Source organism: Musicola paradisiaca NCPPB 2511, assembly GCF_000400505.1.
Lineage (GTDB): Bacteria > Pseudomonadota > Gammaproteobacteria > Enterobacterales > Enterobacteriaceae > Musicola > Musicola paradisiaca.
The window spans coordinates 2,233,457-2,252,533 of the sequence record NZ_CM001857.1 but is presented as its reverse complement, the minus strand read 5'-3'; the positions used below and the strand labels follow the sequence as shown (position 1 = coordinate 2,252,533).

The 19,077-nt window shown below is 53.4% G+C and carries 16 protein-coding genes and 2 pseudogenes; 6 read left to right on the top strand and 12 right to left on the bottom strand.

The window, feature by feature from the left end; genetic code table 11:
* The first annotated feature begins 96 nt into the window (after nucleotides 1-96).
* Nucleotides 97-555: an SgcJ/EcaC family oxidoreductase gene (locus DPA2511_RS09830; RefSeq protein ID WP_012765512.1), complete on the top strand. Its 459-nt coding sequence runs from the start codon at nucleotides 97-99 to the stop codon at nucleotides 553-555.
* Nucleotides 556-629: 74 nt separating this feature from the next.
* Here the strand turns inward: DPA2511_RS09830 and add are convergent, their stop codons facing one another.
* From add to manA, 3 genes are all read right to left on the bottom strand, one after another.
* Nucleotides 630-1,643, bottom strand: a complete 1,014-nt coding sequence (gene add, locus DPA2511_RS09825; RefSeq protein WP_012765511.1) for an adenosine deaminase — start codon at nucleotides 1,641-1,643, stop codon at nucleotides 630-632.
* 183 nt (nucleotides 1,644-1,826) lie between these two features.
* A complete protein-coding gene (locus tag DPA2511_RS09820) occupies nucleotides 1,827-3,371 on the bottom strand; it encodes a YdgA family protein (RefSeq protein ID WP_012765510.1) in 1,545 nt (514 codons plus the stop codon).
* A 57-nt stretch (nucleotides 3,372-3,428) separates the two neighbouring features.
* Nucleotides 3,429-4,613 (bottom strand): mannose-6-phosphate isomerase, encoded by a 1,185-nt coding sequence (manA, locus tag DPA2511_RS09815; RefSeq protein WP_012765509.1) that lies wholly within the window; start codon nucleotides 4,611-4,613, stop codon nucleotides 3,429-3,431.
* A gap of 178 nt (nucleotides 4,614-4,791) precedes the next feature.
* On the opposite strand from manA, the gene fumC reads away from it, so the two are divergent.
* The gene (fumC, locus tag DPA2511_RS09810; protein WP_012765508.1) at nucleotides 4,792-6,204 is read left to right on the top strand and encodes a class II fumarate hydratase; all 1,413 of its coding nucleotides are present in this window, start codon (nucleotides 4,792-4,794) and stop codon (nucleotides 6,202-6,204) included.
* A gap of 14 nt (nucleotides 6,205-6,218) precedes the next feature.
* On the opposite strand, the gene tus is transcribed toward fumC, so the two are convergent.
* The 3 genes and pseudogenes from tus to DPA2511_RS09800 all read right to left on the bottom strand — a co-directional run bounded on the left by tus (nucleotide 6,219) and on the right by DPA2511_RS09800 (nucleotide 8,624).
* Entirely contained in the window at nucleotides 6,219-7,142 is a 924-nt protein-coding gene (gene tus / locus DPA2511_RS09805; protein ID WP_012765507.1) for a DNA replication terminus site-binding protein, read from the bottom strand.
* Between the two features lie 76 nt (nucleotides 7,143-7,218).
* Nucleotides 7,219-7,353: pseudogene (locus DPA2511_RS23900) on the bottom strand (hypothetical protein); the annotation flags it as partial.
* Nucleotides 7,354-7,376: 23 nt separating this feature from the next.
* Complete coding sequence (locus DPA2511_RS09800) at nucleotides 7,377-8,624, bottom strand: MFS transporter (protein WP_035049644.1); 1,248 nt, start codon at nucleotides 8,622-8,624, stop codon at nucleotides 7,377-7,379.
* Between the two features lie 134 nt (nucleotides 8,625-8,758).
* Between DPA2511_RS09800 and DPA2511_RS09795 the strand changes: the two genes are divergently transcribed.
* From DPA2511_RS09795 to bioD, 3 genes are all read left to right on the top strand, one after another.
* Nucleotides 8,759-9,673 (top strand): LysR family transcriptional regulator, encoded by a 915-nt coding sequence (locus tag DPA2511_RS09795; protein WP_012765505.1) that lies wholly within the window; start codon nucleotides 8,759-8,761, stop codon nucleotides 9,671-9,673.
* Between the two features lie 117 nt (nucleotides 9,674-9,790).
* Nucleotides 9,791-11,008, top strand: coding sequence for a sugar metabolism global transcriptional regulator Mlc (gene mlc, locus DPA2511_RS09790; RefSeq protein WP_012765504.1), 1,218 nt, complete (start codon nucleotides 9,791-9,793; stop codon nucleotides 11,006-11,008).
* A 130-nt stretch (nucleotides 11,009-11,138) separates the two neighbouring features.
* A complete protein-coding gene (gene bioD, locus DPA2511_RS09785) occupies nucleotides 11,139-11,804 on the top strand; it encodes a dethiobiotin synthase (RefSeq protein ID WP_012765503.1) in 666 nt (221 codons plus the stop codon).
* A gap of 244 nt (nucleotides 11,805-12,048) precedes the next feature.
* Here bioD and DPA2511_RS09780 read toward each other — a convergent pair whose 3' ends face one another.
* From DPA2511_RS09780 to DPA2511_RS09770, 3 genes are all read right to left on the bottom strand, one after another.
* Nucleotides 12,049-12,384 (bottom strand): DUF1283 family protein, encoded by a 336-nt coding sequence (locus DPA2511_RS09780; protein WP_012765502.1) that lies wholly within the window; start codon nucleotides 12,382-12,384, stop codon nucleotides 12,049-12,051.
* 420 nt (nucleotides 12,385-12,804) lie between these two features.
* Nucleotides 12,805-13,554 (bottom strand): bifunctional NADP-dependent 3-hydroxy acid dehydrogenase/3-hydroxypropionate dehydrogenase YdfG, encoded by a 750-nt coding sequence (gene ydfG, locus DPA2511_RS09775; protein WP_012765501.1) that lies wholly within the window; start codon nucleotides 13,552-13,554, stop codon nucleotides 12,805-12,807.
* 162 nt (nucleotides 13,555-13,716) lie between these two features.
* Entirely contained in the window at nucleotides 13,717-14,907 is a 1,191-nt protein-coding gene (locus tag DPA2511_RS09770) for a cytochrome P450 (RefSeq protein ID WP_012765500.1), read from the bottom strand.
* Nucleotides 14,908-15,099: 192 nt separating this feature from the next.
* On the opposite strand from DPA2511_RS09770, the gene DPA2511_RS09765 reads away from it, so the two are divergent.
* On the top strand, nucleotides 15,100-15,867 hold the full coding sequence (locus DPA2511_RS09765; RefSeq protein ID WP_012765499.1) for a class I SAM-dependent methyltransferase: 768 nt from the start codon (nucleotides 15,100-15,102) through the stop codon (nucleotides 15,865-15,867).
* A gap of 88 nt (nucleotides 15,868-15,955) precedes the next feature.
* Here DPA2511_RS09765 and DPA2511_RS09760 read toward each other — a convergent pair whose 3' ends face one another.
* The 3 genes and pseudogenes from DPA2511_RS09760 to DPA2511_RS21510 all read right to left on the bottom strand — a co-directional run bounded on the left by DPA2511_RS09760 (nucleotide 15,956) and on the right by DPA2511_RS21510 (nucleotide 19,023).
* Nucleotides 15,956-17,185: a glycosyltransferase family protein gene (locus tag DPA2511_RS09760; protein WP_012765498.1), complete on the bottom strand. Its 1,230-nt coding sequence runs from the start codon at nucleotides 17,183-17,185 to the stop codon at nucleotides 15,956-15,958.
* Between the two features lie 58 nt (nucleotides 17,186-17,243).
* Nucleotides 17,244-18,059, bottom strand: a complete 816-nt coding sequence (locus DPA2511_RS09755; protein WP_012765497.1) for a mannosyl-3-phosphoglycerate phosphatase-related protein — start codon at nucleotides 18,057-18,059, stop codon at nucleotides 17,244-17,246.
* A gap of 400 nt (nucleotides 18,060-18,459) precedes the next feature.
* Nucleotides 18,460-19,023, bottom strand: a pseudogene (locus DPA2511_RS21510) (RNA polymerase sigma factor).
* Nucleotides 19,024-19,077 lie beyond the last annotated feature (54 nt).

Genomic DNA, 19,077 nt, shown 5'->3' with positions numbered 1-19,077 from the left:
GTTGAGTGATAGTTTATTAATGTAATTACCTGTGCGTTCCCCATCGCGGGATACGCACAGGCGACGGATCGATTAATTACTTTTTGTGAGGATGCAATGCATAAAAAACCGCTTTTGGCTTTAACCCTGTTTAGTGCTCTTACTGTTTCCCAAGCCTACGCCGCCGATACGTTAACCTGTGTAACAACGGATGAAAAAGCCATCGCCGGGCTGTTCGAGCGTTGGAATCAGTCTCTCCAAAGCGGAGATGCGAAAAAAGTGAATGAGAATTACGCGGCGGATGCGGTGCTGCTGCCGACGCTTTCACCCAAAACGCGGAGAACCGCTGCCGAACGTATCGATTACTTTGAGCACTTCCTGCAGAAAAAACCGGTGGGGCAGATTGATAGCCGTACTATCCGAATTGGCTGTAACGAGGCGTTGGATATCGGTAATTACACCTTTACTTTTGGCGACAAATCCCAGGTCAAGGCGCGTTATACCTACACTTACGCCTGGAATGGCAGCCAATGGCTAATCACCAGCCACCATTCGTCGGTGCTGCCGGCAGAATAACTTTTTTGCTGTTGAGCGCAGAATAATCAAAGCGGATACCCCAGGGTATCCGCTTTGGTTTACGTCGGGAGGCGTTAGGCCTGGCGCTGGAGGACTCGCTGGCGGATACGCGCTTTTTCCTCTTCGGAAATGAAGGCAACGTTCAGACCGTTTTCCTGCGCCTGCCGCATATTTTCCTGCGTCAGCCCGGCCAGTGGCGCTGCCACTTCATATTCATGACCGATATCAATGCCCTGAACCGCAGGGTCGTCAGTGTTGATGGTGGCGGGAATGCCGTGGTGCAGGAAATGCACCAACGGATGTTCAGCCAATTCTTTGACGGTACTGGTCTGCAGATTGGAGGTCAGGCAGGATTCGATGCCGATTTGGCGCTCGGCCATATATTCCATCAATGTGCTGTCAATAATGGCGGTAACGCCGTGGCCGATGCGCTCGGCGCCCAGATGTTCAATCGCCTGCCAGATGCTTTCCGGCCCGACGGCTTCGCCGGCATGCACGGTAATATGCCAACCTGCATCTTTCGCCTGGTTGAAATGACCGGTGAATAACGAACCGGGGTAGCCCAGCTCATCGCCAGCCAGATCGACCGCAACAATCTGATCCCGATACGCCAGCAGCGCATCCAATTCCTGTTGACAAGCCTCGGTACCAAAGGTGCGGCTCATGATGCCGATCAGGTTGATGTCGACAGTGTGGTTGTAGTCGCGACAACCGGCGGCGATACCGTCAATCACGGCTTCAACGACACCCTGCAACGGCAGATTGTGGCTGCGCGCCATGTAATAGGGGGAAAAGCGCAGTTCCGCATAGTCCAGCCCGGCGTGAATAGCGTCCACGACGTTTTCATAAGCGACGCGCCGGCAGGCATCCAGCGAGCCGAGAACGGCAACGCCCCAGTCAAGTTTTTGCAGGAAACGCAGCAAATCGGGTTCATTGTTGACAACCTGAATATGCGGCAAGAGTGCAGTGACGTTGTTTCCGGGGAGGACAACGTTAAATTGGCGGCCCAGATCAAGAATGGTTTGAGGGCGGATGTTGCCATCAAGGTGGCGATGGATATCCGTCAAAGGAATACGCGGATCGATCATGTTATGCTCTTTATAAAAAAATCCATCAATTAAGTTACTGTCAAGTATAAGAATAAAACCTCGCGGTTTACCATCGAATAAACGAAAAGAGAGTGTTAATCCGTGGCATTGACGCTTGATGGGATAAGTATTAACCGCTGATGGCGGTGATGAAAAGGCACCCATTTGGGTGCCTTGCATTGATTATTTAGCCGTCGGTGTTGATGGTTCAGCCGGAGTTTGTGCGTCATCGTCGCCTTCTTCTTCCGTTCCTTCCTGCGTCGGTATGCTGATGAACGGTGCGAGGAATTCCGCCAGCGGAATCTTACGCGCGTTGAAAGTGACGAGACCATCCGCATACTGCAGCGTGCTGGTGATGGCGTTATTCTGGGTAACGGTCACTTGACTCATCTGGCCGATATTGGCCATCAGCTGTGTTTGTTGCCGGGCCATGGTCTCCGTCTGTTTCTTCTGCTCGTCGGATGTGGCTTTGGGCGCGGTCTGCACCATAAGCTCCGTGATCATATCCAGCGGTACGTTCAGCTTGGCGTCTACCTTCTTCACCGAATTGCGAAACAGCGTCTCTTCATCTGATTGGGCGGGGGCGGCTGGCGTCGCCGCGGCTTTTTGCAGCGGATCCGTCATATCGATCGCGAAAGTGAAGGTGCTTTCGCCCTTGGCGTTTTTCCAGCTCAGCGGCGCGACGCTGATGGTCGGATTGCCTTTTAGCAGCAAGGGCAGATTGTGCAGTACCACGGATGACAATTGTTGGGTATAGGCATCCGCCGTCGTGTTGTCGTCGATGTTTCTCAGCATCTCGCGATACGTTTTATGGTACTCGGTGGCAAACTGCTTGGCGCCCTTGCCGTCGAAGCCTGAGAAGTTGATATTCATCATCAGGCTACCCAGATTTTGATCGCGCCACATGATGGAACCGAGCGTCAGCGCGGACTTGCCAGCCAGATTAGTGGTGTCTTCCGATACCTGACTCGTCAGCGCCAAATCGTTAATGGTGACGCTGTCACCTTCCTGAATATCCAGCGCCAGTTTTTTCAGCGTCAGGGTGTTGTCGCCCAGATCAATATCGAACGTCCCTTTGTGGGTGTTGCTGGACAGCGCCATGCCCTGCAGCGACAGTTTTTCCGTTACCCCGTCAATCCGATTTTTCTCCATGAGCAGGCTGCCGAGGGTTCCGGAGATTTCGGCGGCGCGTAGATCGCTCGAGAGATTCAGTTGCAGACTGGCGCCGCTGAAATTGAGTTTTGTATCGGGGGATTGTGTATCCAGCGCAAGCAGCGTCACCGTGGAATGTGTATCGCCGTTATAGGAGATGCGGCTATCAGCCGAGATAAAGGGTTTGTTGCTGGTCATCTCAAACAATGGCTTTACGGCTTCCGTATTCGCCAGTTCAGCATGTACCGATGCCATGACCGGCGCCAGCGAGAACGGTCGAATCGGGAATGGCCCGTGGGATATCTCGGCGTTGACGACGATTTCTTTGTCGGCGGACGGCTCGCCTTCAGTCTGAACCACCAGAGCCAGCCGGCTGGTGAACACGCCACGCTGGTAGTCACGGTAGGCCACTTTCAGGCGGGAATTGGGGTAGTTGGTTTTTAATACGTTATTGAGGCTATCGGTGGCTTCACCAATATGCTTTTCAATCTGCTGCCCCGTTATCCAGGAAGCGCCGGTCCAGATAGCGCCAAGTGCAATGATAACGCCAACTGCCACTACGGTCTTTTTTGCCACGGTATAGTTCCTTGTTGATGAATGATGCCTGCACTCCGGCGAAGAAAGAGGCAGCCGTTATACGCTTAACGGTTGATTATAAACGCGGGCGATGTGCCCCTCACCCTGAACGCTGACTGTTGCATCATTAGCCGGAATAAAGCAGGACTCGCCCGGCGACAGCGTTACCGTCTGGTGGCCATTATCCAATAACGCTTTCCCGTTGATACAGAAAATAATCGCCGCACTGGATAACGTGATGGTTTGGGCTTGCTGATCCAGCGAGTGCAGGGAAAAGGCAAAGTCATCGACCGGGATCGGGAAGCGCAATTCGCTGGCGTTTTTTATCGGTCGGGTGAGCAAACTTTCCGCCGTTCTGCCGACAAATTTAACGTTGGCAACCAACTCGGGGATATCGATGTACTTGGGGGTTAACCCGGCGCGTAGCACATTGTCGGAATTAGCCATCACTTCCAGACCAACGCCATGGAGGTAGGCATGCGGCGTTTTTGCATGCAGGAACATGGCTTCGCCCGGCTGGAGCTGGACAACATTCAGCAGCAATGGAGAAAACAGCCCGCTGTCGTCGGGATAAAACTGCGCGATGAAACGTATGGTATCCCAGGGTTCACCCCGGTTTTTCTCCAGCAAGTCAAACAGCATGCCAAGCGCCCGGCGTTTTTCCTCGCCTGACATATTCAGCAGGCTCGAGAACAGAATAGACAGAGTATTACCGTCAGGCTGTTGCAGAAACGCGCCGATAGCCGGATGCGCATCGGCCAACGGGGTCAACTGGCGGATCATGTCCGATGATTCCCGGAAAGCATTCATGGCCAGAAACGGCGTCAGTGCAAATACCAATTCGGGTTTGTGGTTGGCATCTTTGTAATTACGTTCAGGCGAATCGAACGGAATGCCGGCGGCGTTTTCACGGGCATAACCTTCTTCGGCTGCGGATTTGGAAGGATGTACCTGAATAGAGAGCGGCTGTTCGGCGCAGAGTACCTTGAAAAGAAACGGTAATTCGCCGAAGCGGCGCGCCACGGCGTCACCCAGCGACGCGGATAAATCCGCAGTGATGCGATCGCGTAGATTGTGTTCGGCGGCATTGTTGTCAAGGACGAAAGAACTGCTTTTCGGATGCGCGCCCATCCACAGCTCCGCCATCGGCAACCCGTCAGGATTCGCAATGCCATAGAGCTCGGTCAAGGCGCGTTTGCTGCCCCAGGCATAGTGCTGAATGTTGTTGCGCATTTTTTGCATGACGGCTTCTCATTGTTAAATTAACGGTTAAATTTGGCCATGAATACGAGGGTTCAATCAGAGAAATATTGTGTCGTATTTATCAATAGCGGCCATGGTAATGCTTTATAAGCCATGATTCCAGAAGGATAAAATCCGTCAACTTGACGAAATGATGTTTATTGTGAAGGAGAAAACCGTGTCTATAACTCGAGTGGAAAAAGATTCTATGGGCGAAGTGTCTGTTCCCGCTGATAGATTGTGGGGCGCACAAACCCAGCGCTCGCTGGAGCACTTCCGTATTTCTGAAGAGAAAATGCCGGCCGCCCTGATTGCCGCGTTGGCGCGAACCAAACGGGCGGCCGCGCGTGTTAATTGTGACCTGGGATTGCTGCCGGCGGATCGGGCCGACGCCATTATTCATGCCGCTGACGAGGTTTTAGCTGGGGTGCACGGCGCCGAGTTTCCGCTGGCGATCTGGCAAACCGGCTCCGGTACGCAAACCAATATGAATATGAATGAAGTGTTGGCCAACCGAGCCAGCGAACTATTGGGGGGCGTTCGTGGCGGCGACCGGCGGGTTCACCCCAATGACGATGTCAATAAGAGTCAGAGTTCTAATGATGTTTTCCCGACGGCCATGCATGTTGCCGCCGTATCGGCCGTGCGGGAACATTTGATTCCGCAACTGACGGCTTTGCAGCATACGTTGGCCAATAAGGCCGGGCAGTTTCGGCATATTGTGAAAATCGGCCGTACCCATTTGCAGGATGCCACGCCATTAACCCTGGGGCAGGAAATATCCGGATGGTGCGCCATGTTGGAACACAGCCTCAGGCATATCGAAAACGCGCTTCCCCATTTATGTGAGCTGGCATTAGGAGGAACGGCGGTGGGAACCGGCCTGAATACGCATCCGGAATATGCGCGCCGCGTAGCGGAGGCGCTGGCCGAATTGACGGGGCATCCGTTTGTCTCGGCACCCAATAAGTTTGAAGCGCTGGCGACGTGCGATGCGCTGGTGCAAGGACATGGCGCGTTGAAGGGGCTGGCCGCTTCATTGATGAAAATCGCGAATGATGTGCGCTGGCTGGCTTCCGGGCCGCGCTGCGGTATCGGCGAGCTGCGTATTCCGGAAAATGAACCCGGCAGTTCAATCATGCCAGGCAAAGTGAATCCGACGCAGTGCGAGGCGTTGACCATGGTGTGCTGCCAGGTGATGGGGAATGATGTCGCGATCAACATGGGGGGCGCCTCCGGTAATTTTGAGCTCAATGTGTACCGGCCCATGATTATTCATAATTTTTTGCAATCAATCCGCCTGCTGGCCGACGGTATGAACAGTTTCAATGTCCATTGCGCCGTGGGGATTGAACCGGATCTGGCGCGTATCGATCACTTGTTGAACGATTCCCTGATGCTGGTGACGGCGCTAAATCCACACATCGGGTACGACAAGGCGGCGGAGATCGCCAAGCGTGCGCATCATGAAGGGCTGACGTTGAAAGCGGCGGCACTGAAACTGGGATATTTGACGGAATCCCAGTTTGATGAATGGGTTAGGCCGGAAAACATGGTCGGCAGCATGACGCGCGTGGACAGTAAAGGATGACGGCCTGCCCGAAACTAGCTCTCATCAACATAGAGATGCAGCCGGGGGATGATAAGCCGCAACGGTTTCGCCTGAGGTTTATGTCGATGTCGGATGTTATCGGCATCATAGTCCTCGAGTTCGCCGATAATCGGCATCATGCCTTCCTGGCATAGCACCAGCAGCGGTGATGGGCAGGGATACTGTACTTGTTTCTGCTCATCCGGATACCAGACCCGGGCAATCGGCTGTACTTTGACCGGGCGTTTGATTTTCAATATCGCACTGGCCGGTAGCGCGGTTATCTCATTAATTTCTGCAGCGATCAGCGATGCTCGCTGTTCTTTGCTGTAGGGCGCCACCGCACGGCCGGATTGCACGCTTTTTTCCAGATTTGCCAGCAGTTCTTCGCGCGTCAGATTTTTAATGATGTTTTTATTGGCCCAGCCAAAACGAACGGACGCGGGATCGGTCAGCATGATGACCTGACGATAAGCGCTTAATGTGATCAATCCACGAAGGTGGGTGTGTACAAAATCAAAGCGTTGCTCAGGCTCCAACCCGGATTCGACGGTAATAATCTGTTCCAGCTCAGACTTTAGCCGGTTGATTTTCGCGATCAGGTCGCTGGCGGCCTGGATTTCCTGTGGCTTCACGGCGAAACAAAGCACGCCGGGGAGGCGAATCGCCGATTTGCTGCTGACGCGCTCAGAATAATGGTGAATGAATAAGCGCCGGAAATGTTGTAGCCCCAAATCTCGCGCCGTTTCGCCGGTATGACGGCAAACCGCGATGCGGTTGACCGGGTCGTGTTCACAGCCTTTATCCACCGAGGGCAACGGATGAATACATCCCCCCAGATAGTGGAAAGACAAAAAGAGCTGTTGCATGTCTTTCAGCGCCATTTCCATGAGCCGAAAATGCGTCGTCATGCGTTCTATTAAATCGTATGCAGCCATAGAAACACCATATTAGTTACAACATACTGTTTATTTAAACTCAAAACCGCCTCCTCAAGCAACAGCAGATCGTACATCAGCTCAACAGGAAGAATAGGGCACGGTCTCTCGTCAAATATCCCCGTTTCAGTGCCGCCGCTTTCAACGTCAGCCCTTCATGATGCGCGCTTGGCGATCTCCGCCGCCTTGTCGCACCGATATGTGGATTTAGGGAACACAGAGACCGTAATGGGGTTATTTGTGAGTCAACGCATTAAGTTTGAAACCGATGAGTACGGCCATGAACAGCAGCAGGGATAAGAACACGACGACACCATTCCAGCCGTAGTGATACCAAAAGAATCCGCCGGTTGTTCCCGCCAGGCTGGAACCCAGATAGTAGAAAAACAGGTACATGGAGGCGGCCTGACCTTTGGCGCGTTGCGCACGCAGCCCAATCCAGCTGCTCGCCACCGAATGGGAGGCAAAGAAGCCAGCCGTGAACAACATCATGCCGAAGAAGACCGCAATCAACGAGTCGCACATCGTCACAAGCAATCCCAACAACATAAGCGCAGTAAAACCGACGAGTACCGGCCCGCGACCAAAACGGACAGTCATCGCGCCCGCGCGAGGAGAGGCGTAACTACCGGTCAGAAAAACCACGGACAGCATACCGACCACGGTTTGGCTCAGATGGTAAGGTTCAGCCAGCAGGCGGTAGCTAATATAGTTGAACAGCGTCACAAAAGACCCCATCAGCAGGAAACCTTCCACAAACAGCAGGGGCAGACCGGCATCCCGCCAGTGCAAACGGGCATTGATCAGCAAGGTTCGCGGCCGCAGGGAGCCGGCGCGAAAATGGCGGGACGCCGGCAACGCTCGCCAAAAAGTGATGGATGCGGCCAGGGCGATAAAACCGATCGCCGCCATGGCTATACGCCAGCCAAAAAAATCGGTCATGACCCCGGTCAGCAACCGACCGCTCATACCGCCAATCGAGTTGCCGCTGATATACAACCCCATGGAAAAGGCCACTACGCTCGGGTGAATTTCTTCGCTCAAATACGTCATCGCGACCGCGGCAACGCCGCTTAACGCTAAGCCGGTTAAGGCGCGCATCACCAGGATGGCGTGCCAGCTGGTCATAAAGCTGCATATCAGCGTACAGATTGCCGCCAACAGCAACGAAACCACCATGACGTTTTTACGTCCGATGGTATCGGACAAGGGGCCGGTAAACAGCAGCCCGATCGCCATCGTGATGGTGGATACCGACAAGGACAGGCTGCCGGTCGCCGGAGAAACATCAAACGCCAGCGACAACACCGGCAGAATCGGCTGAACGCAGTATAGAAGGGCAAAGGTAGCCAGGCCGGCGGAAAACAGCGCCAGCGTCACCCGAATGAACTGGGGCGTACCGCGGCTGATGAACGGAATTTTATAGGTCGAAATAGAGGTTTTACGTGGATATTGAATGTCATCAATGACAGAAGCGGACATTCCATGCGAAGACAGCGGGGTACTCAAAATAAATCCTTATCCGGAACAACGGCAAAAGCGTCAGTGAATGCATGATAGGATCCCGTCATTGTTTTGTATAATATATTAATAATTGACATTAATACTTTTAAAATATGAATATCGAACTCAGACATTTACGCTATTTCATTGCCGTCGCCGAAGAACTTCATTTCGGTCGGGCGGCGGAAAAACTCAATATTTCCCAACCGCCGTTAAGCCAACAGATTCAAATACTGGAAGAACAGGTGGGCGCCAGACTGCTGGAGCGCAATAACCGCAATGTCCGTCTTACACCGGCCGGCCAGCAATTTTTAAAAGAGTCCTGGGGAATCATCAATCAGGTCAATCAGGCGGCGGAGCGGGCGGCGCGCATCCAGCGGGGAGAACTGGGCGAGCTCAGTATCGGTTTTACATCCTCTGCGCCGTTCGTCAATAAAGTGTCGCGCAGTTTGCTGCATTTTCGCCAGGCCTATCCTGATGTTCACATCCAGATGCTGGAGATCAACACCAAGCAGCAGATCGAACCGCTGCTCAGCGGCAAGCTGGATCTGGGGGTCATGCGCAATAATCCGCTGCCCGATGCGTTGCACCACCAACTGTTATTGCATGAACCGATGGTTGCCGTGGTGCATGAAGAACATCCGCTGGCGTCATCGCCGGAGGAATGCATCAGCATCCAGCAACTGGCCAACGAGCCCTTTGTCTTTTTCTCACGCGAAGTAGGTACCGCGTTGTACGACGAAATCCTGACGCTGCTCAAAAAATACGATATCAAACCTTATATTACGCAGGAGGTGGGCGAGGCGATGACCATTATCGGTCTGGTTTCCTCCGGCTTGGGGGTGTCATTGTTGCCCGCGTCATTCCGTCGTATTCGGGTTGATGGCGTGAAATATCTATCCCTGAAAGAAAAGGATGCCATTAGCGAAATGTGGCTGGTGACACCGCAGCATCGGCCGTTGACCTCGGCCGCACAAACGCTAATTGCCTTAATGCTGAGCACCAGCAACAAAAAATATGTGCGTTAAATCACATATCGAATCAAATATTTGACGGCCCCCGGCAAAAGCTACACCATAGCCACAGTTTTTTATTTTGCAGCGTGAAAAATAACGTCACGCATAACCGCCAGGAGCCGTGCCAGAGTGATTGCCAGTGGTCAGCCCGGACACATCGATCAGATAAAACAGATGAATGCAGGAGGCGTGTATCGGCTGATTGATGAATATGGTCCCATCTCGCGCATTGAGTTATCCAAGAAGGCGCAGCTTGCACCGGCCAGTATTACGAAAATTGTGCGCGAACTGATGGATGCCCATCTGGTAAAGGAAACGGAATATCAGGAAATCGGCAGTCGCGGCCGGCCCGCTATCGGCCTGGTGCTGGATACTGATGCCTGGCACTACCTTTCCGTGCGCATCAGCCGCGAATGGGCGACGCTGGCGCTCCGTGATTTGAGCAGCAAACTGGTGGTGGAGGATGACGTTCCGCTACCGGCGCAACATGCGGAATCGCTGTTGGATCGGCTCCTCTCTGAAATTGACCACTTTTTTATTCGCCACCAGAAAAAGCTGGAACGTCTGACAGCCATCGCCATCACATCCCCCGGCATGGTGGATTCAACCACCGGCATCATTCATCGCATGCCGTTTTACAATATCGAAGACATGGCTATCGGCCCGGTGTTGACTGAACGGACTGGCGTGCCGGTTTACCTGCAACACGATATCTGCGCCTGGACGATGGCTGAGGCGCTGTTCGGCGCCGCCCGTGGATGCCGTAATATTATTCAGCTGGTGATCGACCACAATGTCGGGGCCGGGGTGATTACTGATGGGCGCATTCTGCATGCCGGCAGCCGTAATCTGGTGGAGATCGGCCATACGCAAGTTGATCCTTACGGTAAACGTTGTTACTGCGGTAATCACGGCTGTCTGGAAACGGTTGCCAGCACCGAGAGCATGCTGGAGCTGGCGCAGCAGCGGTTGAACGTGTCCATGAGCTCGATGCTGCACGGTTCGCCGCTCAGCGTCGAGTCGTTGTGTTCCGCCGCGCTAAACGGCGACCCGCTCGCCCGAGATATCATCATGGACGTCGGCAATAATGTGGGACGTATCGCCGCCATCATGGTTAATTTGTTCAACCCGGAAAAAATCCTGGTCGGCTCCCCGCTGAATCAGGCCGCCGATATCCTGTATCCCGCCATGATGGACTGCATCCGTCGGCAAGCGTTGCCAGCCTATAGCCATAATCTTCAAGTTACCGCCACGCATTTCTACAATCAGGGAACCATTCCCGGTGCCGCGCTGGTGAAAGACGCGCTCTACAACGGTTCATTGCTAATAAAACTGCTGCAAGGGTAGTGGACTGACAGACAAAACATTGAGCTAACGCAAGCTGCCCGCCAGGGGCATCGCCTAGACTTTTAACCTTGTAAGTATGTGCTTGTTTGAGGTTATTTTTTCAGGTGGGACCTGCCGGAGTGGTATTTTCATGTTAAAGCGTATTTTTGTTACAGGTACCGATACAGCCGTTGGTAAAACGATTGTATCCAAAGCGTTATTACAGGCGCTGACGAAGGCCGGCAAAACCGTGGCGGGTTATAAACCCATCGGCAAAGGCTGTACGGAGACGGAAGCAGGGCTGCGTAACAATGATGCGTTGATTCTGCAAGAAGCGTCGTCACTGACGCTGTCCTACGAACAGGTAAATCCAGTGGCGCTGATGGAAGATGAAATCAGCGCCAGCGAAGGGGTAATCCGCTATAGCGCCATGACGCAAGGCCTGAACCAGCTTGGCGAAATGGCGGACGTGGTGATCGTGGAAGGCAGCGGCGGTTGGCGGACGCTGATGAATGATATGCGTACTTATTCCGATTGGGTTATACAGGAACAACTGCCGGTGATTTTGGTGGTTGGCATTAAGCTGGGGTGCATCAATCATGCGTTGCTGACGGCGCAAGCGGTCATCAATGACGGGCTACCACTGGCTGGCTGGGTCGCTAACCGTATCAACCCGGGGCTTGCCAATTACGCTGAAATTATCCATGCCTTGCGTAAAAAGATCCCGGCGCCGCAGCTGGGCGAGTTGCCGTACCTGCCGCGTGCCAGCCAACGCGATTTATCGTCCTACATCGATCTGTCCGCGTTAATGCAATAAAGCGCCATGTCACAGCGATGACGCAACCAAACCCGCTCCCGGAGTCAAGCGTTCGCCTTCTCCGGGATCTTTTTGTCATCATGCCAGCAGACCGTTATTCCCTTAACATCATCGGGCATCCCTCAATGCTCGCCCATCCCATCGGCAGGTGTTGCCATCGGGGGGGATTTTTGCGTTTGCAAAAAATAAGCCTGACGAAAGTCAGGCTGGAAGAATAAAAACGTTAACGGGTGGACAACAATAATCAGGGCATCGCCGGGCGCCCGGTTCGGCGGTCAAGGCAGCGGGAGGTTTTGGCTTCCCAGTACGCATTAAAGTTGCTGCTGGCGTTACATTTTTCTTCGCCATCGATCGCACGTTCCACTTTATCGAATTCTTTTTCGGCGCGGCTGTTGACCTTTCGACGCAAATTGCGGGTGTCATTCCATTGCTCGCTACTTTGCCGTGCGGCTTCTTTGGACAGGGCGCTGTTGCCGTTTTCGATAATCACATGTTGCGTGGCTGCCTGTGCGGGCTGCCAGAGGCCGGCCATCAGCAAACCGGCCAGAGAAAAAAGTAAGTGACGAGATGTTTTCTGCATTGTTCACCCAGAGGACATTGTGTGAATGACGACGCGATTCCAGACATACCGGAAACGCCATAAAACTATAGCATCATTAAAGCGTTATGAAACCTTTACCTAAAGCTTACAGATGTTTCAAGTTGATGTATTCCGCATATCATCACACATTAGGCAGGACGGGGGAGGTTAATGACCATGCCGGATCGCACACCGGGCTGAAGCGCCTGAAACCTTATGCCAATCCGCATTCACTGCCTGTGTCTGCCGCGGTTCCCGATAAGGATTGCTCGCCAACATCGACGTAAAACATCCGTCAACGTAAAACATCCATCGACGTAAAACATCAGGTATGGCAAATGAGGGCGACAAAAAACGCCCTGGCGGGCGTTGACGGCAGAGGTAATCAGCGCCGGGGGAAATACCCACCGGCGTCGAAAATCATTCGTCGCGATGAACCTTCAACCCGGCATAGGTCTGGTTGACCGGCATCATTTCGAGCGTATTGATATTCACATGCGCGGGCAACGTCGCTACCCAGAATACGGCTTCCGCCACGTCGTCCGGCGTCAGCGGGTTGGCTTTGTCATAAGTCTGGCGCACTTTATCTTCATTACCTTTGAAACGCACCGCTGAAAATTCAGTGCCTCCTACCAGTCCCGGTTCGATGTTAGTGACCCGTACCTGGGTGCCGAACAGGTCGGTACGCAATCCTAAACTGAACTGACGGACAAACGCTTTGCTTGCACCGTAGACATTACCGCCGGCATAAGGCCAGTTGCCCGCCGTAGAGCCAATATTGATAACATGGCCGATATTCCGCGCCACCATGCTGGGCAATACAGCGTGGGTCATATACACCAGCCCTTTGTTATTGGTATCGATCATGGTTTCCCAATCATCGACTGAAGCCCGATGAGCCGGCTCCAGGCCCAGCGCCAATCCGGCGTTGTTCACCAAAACATCAATATGGCGCCATGCCTCAGGCAGCGCGGCAATCGCCTGTTCGACCGCCTTGCGATCGCGGACATCCAGACGCAGCACATGCACCGCTTCACCGAATTCCGCTTTCAATGAATCCAGACGTTCCTGACGGCGCCCGGTCGCGACGACCTGGTGTCCGGCCTTGATGAATTTCCGGGTAATCGACTCGCCAAATCCTGCGGTGGCGCCAGTGACTAAAATGATCATGCGTGTTTTCCTCTGACTGCGGTTTTTTACTTATCCTTTTCAATCAGGATGATAATACACCCGCCGGCGCAGGCGTCCTGACCGGTATGACTGTGGGCTACTTTACGCGAAAGATCCAGCCATACGTGTGTCGTCCTCGGAATAACAAAATATGACGTCAGTTCACCAGATAACAGGCAGCGCACTCACGCCGCGCAGGTTTGCCCGATGGTTGCGCTCCATACCGCTCTTCAGCAGGCGCATTTCCGGTAGGCGAGTCAGTAATACTTCCAGTGCGATCTCCATTTCCGCCAACGCCAGTCGGTAGCCCAGACAATGGTGAATACCGCCGCCAAAAGACAGCGCGCGTCCTTCCCGTCGCCGGATATTCAACACATCCGGGGCGGAAAATACCGCCGGATCATGATTGGCGGCGCCCAGGATCAGAAAAAAGCGGGTTCCCTGTGCGATGATATGGCCCTGCACATCGATATCATCCTGAGCGATACGATAGATCATCTGCACGGAGCTATCGTACCGAAGGCACTCCGTCACGGCGGCGGGTATCAGGGCGCGGTTCTGTCGCAGCAGTTCCAGTTCCATCGGATTGTCATGCAGAGCCAATACCGCATTGCATATCATGTTTGAGGTGGTTTCATGCCCAGCGATAAACAGCAGTATGACGTTGGCAATAATCTCATCATGCTGCAATCTGTCGCCGTTATTCTCACTGCGCAGAAAAAGCGACACCAGGTCATCACCGGCGTATTTTTGGCGGTCCATGATAAGGGCGCTGAAATAGTTGTACAACGCGGTGAATGCCTCCCCGGCACTCAGCAAATCCTGCTCCGTAATTTGCGGATCAAAGACCTTTACCAAGGTAGACGCCGCATTGCTAAACGCCTGAGCGTCTGACTCCGGCACGCCCAACATCCGACAGATAATGCGGGCCGGGAAAGGAAATGCAAACTCCTTTGCCAGATCGCAGCGTCCCCGTGCAATGAAAGTATCGACCAGCACATTAGCTGTCATGATCGCGGTATCCCTGATCAGTTGGATTTCTTTGCTACTGAACGACTTCATGACCAGCCCCCTCAGTCGGGTATGTTCCGGCGGATTCATGACCAGAAACATTTTGCTGATTCCCTTGAATACCGGTCGCTCAGCAACGTCATCACCAAAACGCAACCGAACGCTCTCCATATAGTTTTTGCCGACCCGGCGGTCGTTCAGTAGCGCCTCAATGATGGCGTGACTGCCGCTGATCATGACGTGATCGCCGGCTTGGATCAGCGGCCCCAGTGCATGGAGTTTCCGATAGAGAAGAAAAGGCTGGTCAGAATACTGTGGATTCATCAATTCATGAAGTTGCATACTCTTAGCTCCGGATCGAACGTGGTTAAAGGCACATTGGCGGAGGAACAAGTTTACTGAAGAAAAAATAACAAAATGTGATTATTTTGTTTTCGAAATATAACGTTACGCTGAGTCCCTGTCTGGACGGACGGATGACGGTATGATTTCGGCTGAGCGTTTCATCCCACCTGAACAAAACAAGGAACTCTGATGGAAAAGAGTAAGAGTCATCAACAAGCCGTTGAACAACAGTTCGGCAACCAGGCGCGGGCCTATCTCTCCAGCGCTGTACATGCACAAGGCGAAGACCTCAACGAACTGGCCCGGCGTTTTCTCGATACCCCTCAGGCACACGTACTGGATCTGGGATGCGGCGCCGGTCATGTCAGTTTTACCTTGGCCAGCCGGGTCGCGCAGGTTGTCGCCTGCGATTTGTCGCTCCGCATGCTGGAGGTTGTCGCTCAAACCTCAGCAGAGCGCGAATTGACGACCGTCACTACCCGCCAGGCGGTTGCCGAATCGCTCCCGTTCGCAGATGCAAGTTTTGATGCGGTCATCAGCCGGTATTCCGCACACCATTGGCAGGATGTCCCCCGCGCGTTGCGGGAAGTGAAGAGGGTGCTCAAGCCCGGCGGCGAGGCAATCTTTATCGATGTGGTCTCACCCGGGTATCCGATGCTGGATGTGTTTCTGCAAACCGTGGAAATGCTGCGGGATACGTCCCATGTGCGTGATTACGCCCCAGGAGAATGGTTGACCTTCTGCACCGAAGCCGGACTGAATATTAAATCGCTCACCACCGCCCGTCTGCCTTTGGAATTTCAGAGCTGGGTGGCACGCATGCGCACGCCGGACGCTTTCGTTGTCGCCATTCAGGCCCTGCAGAAAGCCGCATCGGCCCCGGTAAAACGTCATTACGACATTCAGGACGACGGATCGTTTACGGTAGATACGGCGTTTATTGTCGCTTCATGCTAACACCGGCGAACCGAACGGTTAGGGGCGGGCGCATTCCCCAGCGCTCGCCCCCAGTGCGTTCAAATGTGATGTATTCAGCCTCGTCAGGCTATCTCCCGCCGCTCATTTCCTGATTATCTGCTTCTACTGCCTCATAAAGGCGCTCCAGAATATCAGGAAATGCCGACTGCACCCGGTTCCAGCTTGGCACAAACGGTTTATCCCCCGGACTGTCGTTATAGACCTGTCCAGACAGGGTGATCACATCGGCAAACAGCTCCACCGCAGACTCTTCCGTATGCCGGTCAAAATGCAGGCCATTCATGCGGGCGTCATGCTCAAACGAATCGATCATATCCAGCGCCGTGCGATAGTAGGTCGCTCGCAGCACCCGAAACGAATCGGCGGTGATCCCAACGCCCTGAATCGCCAGTTTGCGATATAGCGCCTTGGTGATATCCATCGCCATGCGTTGCAAACCGGAAGTGGGGTCAGACTCGGACATGGGCTGATGCTTATGGTCGTAGTTATCGGCGATATCTACCTGACAGATACGACTGGTCGCCGTACCGCGATGAATTTCCGACAAGACGCCTATCTCCAGCCCCCAATCGCTGGGAATACGCAGGTTACGCAGGATGTGGCTACGCATGGCGAATTCGCCGGACAGCGGATAGCGAAAACTGCGCATATATTCCAGGTAATCCGAATTGCCATACACGTTTTGCAACGATTTTAGCAACGGGAAAACCAGCAAACGACCAACACGGCCATTCAATTTTCCATCAGCGACCCGGGCGTAATAACCTTTGCAAAAGTCGTAATGAAAGTGCGGATTGGCGATGGGATAGAGCAGCCGCGCCAGCAGGTTGCGGTCATAAGTGACAATGTCACAATCGTGCAATGCAATGCAGGACGTGCGTCTGGAGGCCAGTGTATAACCGACGCAAAACCATACATTGCGCCCTTTCCCGGCCTCCATCGGCGCTAATTCCCGTTCCACAAGCTCTTGGCTGAGTTTGGTCAACCGTGGGCCGTCATTCCACAGAATCCGATGACGCTGGGGCAGGCGGGAAAAAAACTCGTGGGCGAAGCAAAACTGTTCCGCGTCAGCCCGGTCAAGCCCAATCACAATCTCCCCCAGATAGGGAACCTGCGCCAGTTCGTCAATAATTTTTCCCAGCGCCGGCCCTTCCAATTCGGAGAACAGGGAAGGGAGGATTAACCCCATACTGTTCTGGCCAGAGAAAACCTGTAGGTCATATTCCAGTTCTTCGACATTACGGTGGGTAAGATTATGGAAATTGGTGATGATGCCATCCTGATAAAACTCACTCATAGCAGTCGCTCCCTTAACAAAAATCCGCGTCATTGACGCAGAACAAGAGTCACGTTGGTCATATTGACAACGCGATATGATCCAGACCTTCGCGCCACCCTGCGGGCCCAGTCTGTTGAGTACGGTAATAACGCCCCTGGAACTCTGGTGACAACGTCACTTTATCACTCACGTACCCACGGATGACGACGGCGTAATCCATTGCCTCCAGTAAAGAAATATCGTTAGGCCCATCGCCCAGACCGATGACGAAAAAAAGGCGTTCTTCCCGCTGCCGGTACTGCGACAGCAACCAGTGAACGGCGGCACCTTTACTGACCGAATGGCTCATCACATGGCAGAAACGGCCGCCTTCAGTCAGTGCGAGCTGATAATGCGCCAGACAACGGACAAACTCCGCCATGGCCTCGGCACTGTCTTGCCAAATTAGCGGCTCCGAAGCCAGCCGCTGCCGGGCCAACGCCGCCAACGGCTGGCTCAAACCGGTCGCCTGAGCCACCTGCGTGGCATCCATATCGGCAAATCCGGTGAATGCAAACCGGTGGTGGGCGCGCAACTCCTGCAAACAACGGCAAATTGCCTGATAGTCGGTCGCCATAACGTGCTGCGGAAAAGCAGGGTGATCATTCCAGTCGGCTGGAAGGGTAATTGCTGCGCCGTTTTCCGCGATGAATGGCGCGCCATCCAACCCCAATTTCTGCTGCAACGGGCAGAGTTCCGCAGCAGTCTTGCTGCTGGTCATCACCACCGGGACATGGTGCGCTTTTAACCGAGCCAGCCATTCGGCAGCAGGCGACCAGTCATACGAGTGATGATCCAGCAACGATCCGTCGAGATCGGTAAAAATCATCCAGTCCGATGTGATTCCAGGCATATTTTCTCCTGCTTATGGATATAAAAACCTGCGGGACACTGCCGGAGGAAAGGCGGATAGAAAACCACAGAGACTTATCAATCAGATAGTTATGATGAGAATAATTAGACTTTGCTCTATAAGCCTATGCATTGACCGGCGTTTGCGCAAATCGAATACGGCCAAATAGTGATAGGAGATAGTTATCACCAGATGCACCACGGCAGCAAAACAACCACCGGATGAAGGATTGACGCTGACCAAAAGATTGATCCAGTCGGAACACCAGAATTATCCAAACTCGATATTGGTTCGCATAATGTATATTATGTTAAATTAACGAATCCCATATCGACAAGCGTAACGCCTCGGTTATGGCGAGTCCAGATCCCCCCACTCGGCGATCTGGATCGCAGCTGTATTAATCCTCCGTCAATGCATCATAGACATTGCGCAGCCTGGTTCTCAGGTAAAGAACCGCTTTGTGTTTGCGGGACAACAACGTCTGAACGCTGACACCGGTTTCTTCGGCCAAGTCGTTATAGCTGTAGCCCTACAACTCGGTTTTTTCGAACACTTCACGTTGTGCGGATGGCAACACCGATAAAGCGGTATCCAGTTCGTCCCACAACAACGCTTTTAAATACTCGTCTTCCGGCGTTTGCGGTACGCCAAACAACGTTTCCGCCAGTTCATCTTCCGGAAAATACCCGTCATCATCGTCTTCGACGAAATATCCAGATAACGGCAACTCCCGCTTTTTACGTGCGCGGTCGATCATTTCATTACGTGCGGCACGAAACAACCAGGCGGCGACGTTCTCCACCGGTTGTTCCACCTTCATTAACTGATAGGTAACTTCCTGCAAAATGTCATCGGCATCATCTCGTACCGCCGTTCGGCCACGGATGAAGGCCATCAGCCGAGACTGACAAGCTTTGATTGCTGAAATCAGCAGCGACTCCCCCGCCATTTCGGCTTTCATCTCGCTCACTCAGCTTCCGAACAAACAGCACGGCCCCAATCAGCAACGGTTTCG

Coding starts and splice junctions, on each gene's coding strand:
- DPA2511_RS09830 (WP_012765512.1), top strand. CDS start 97: ATGCATAAAAAACCGCTTTTGGCTTTAACCCTGTTTAGTGCTCTTACT.
- add (WP_012765511.1), bottom strand. CDS start 1,643: ATGATCGATCCGCGTATTCCTTTGACGGATATCCATCGCCACCTTGAT.
- manA (WP_012765509.1), bottom strand. CDS start 4,613: ATGCAAAAAATGCGCAACAACATTCAGCACTATGCCTGGGGCAGCAAA.
- tus (WP_012765507.1), bottom strand. CDS start 7,142: ATGGCTGCATACGATTTAATAGAACGCATGACGACGCATTTTCGGCTC.
- DPA2511_RS09800 (WP_035049644.1), bottom strand. CDS start 8,624: ATGTCCGCTTCTGTCATTGATGACATTCAATATCCACGTAAAACCTCT.
- DPA2511_RS09795 (WP_012765505.1), top strand. CDS start 8,759: ATGAATATCGAACTCAGACATTTACGCTATTTCATTGCCGTCGCCGAA.
- bioD (WP_012765503.1), top strand. CDS start 11,139: ATGTTAAAGCGTATTTTTGTTACAGGTACCGATACAGCCGTTGGTAAA.
- DPA2511_RS09780 (WP_012765502.1), bottom strand. CDS start 12,384: ATGCAGAAAACATCTCGTCACTTACTTTTTTCTCTGGCCGGTTTGCTG.
- ydfG (WP_012765501.1), bottom strand. CDS start 13,554: ATGATCATTTTAGTCACTGGCGCCACCGCAGGATTTGGCGAGTCGATT.
- DPA2511_RS09770 (WP_012765500.1), bottom strand. CDS start 14,907: ATGCAACTTCATGAATTGATGAATCCACAGTATTCTGACCAGCCTTTT.
- DPA2511_RS09765 (WP_012765499.1), top strand. CDS start 15,100: ATGGAAAAGAGTAAGAGTCATCAACAAGCCGTTGAACAACAGTTCGGC.
- DPA2511_RS09760 (WP_012765498.1), bottom strand. CDS start 17,185: ATGAGTGAGTTTTATCAGGATGGCATCATCACCAATTTCCATAATCTT.
- DPA2511_RS09755 (WP_012765497.1), bottom strand. CDS start 18,059: ATGCCTGGAATCACATCGGACTGGATGATTTTTACCGATCTCGACGGA.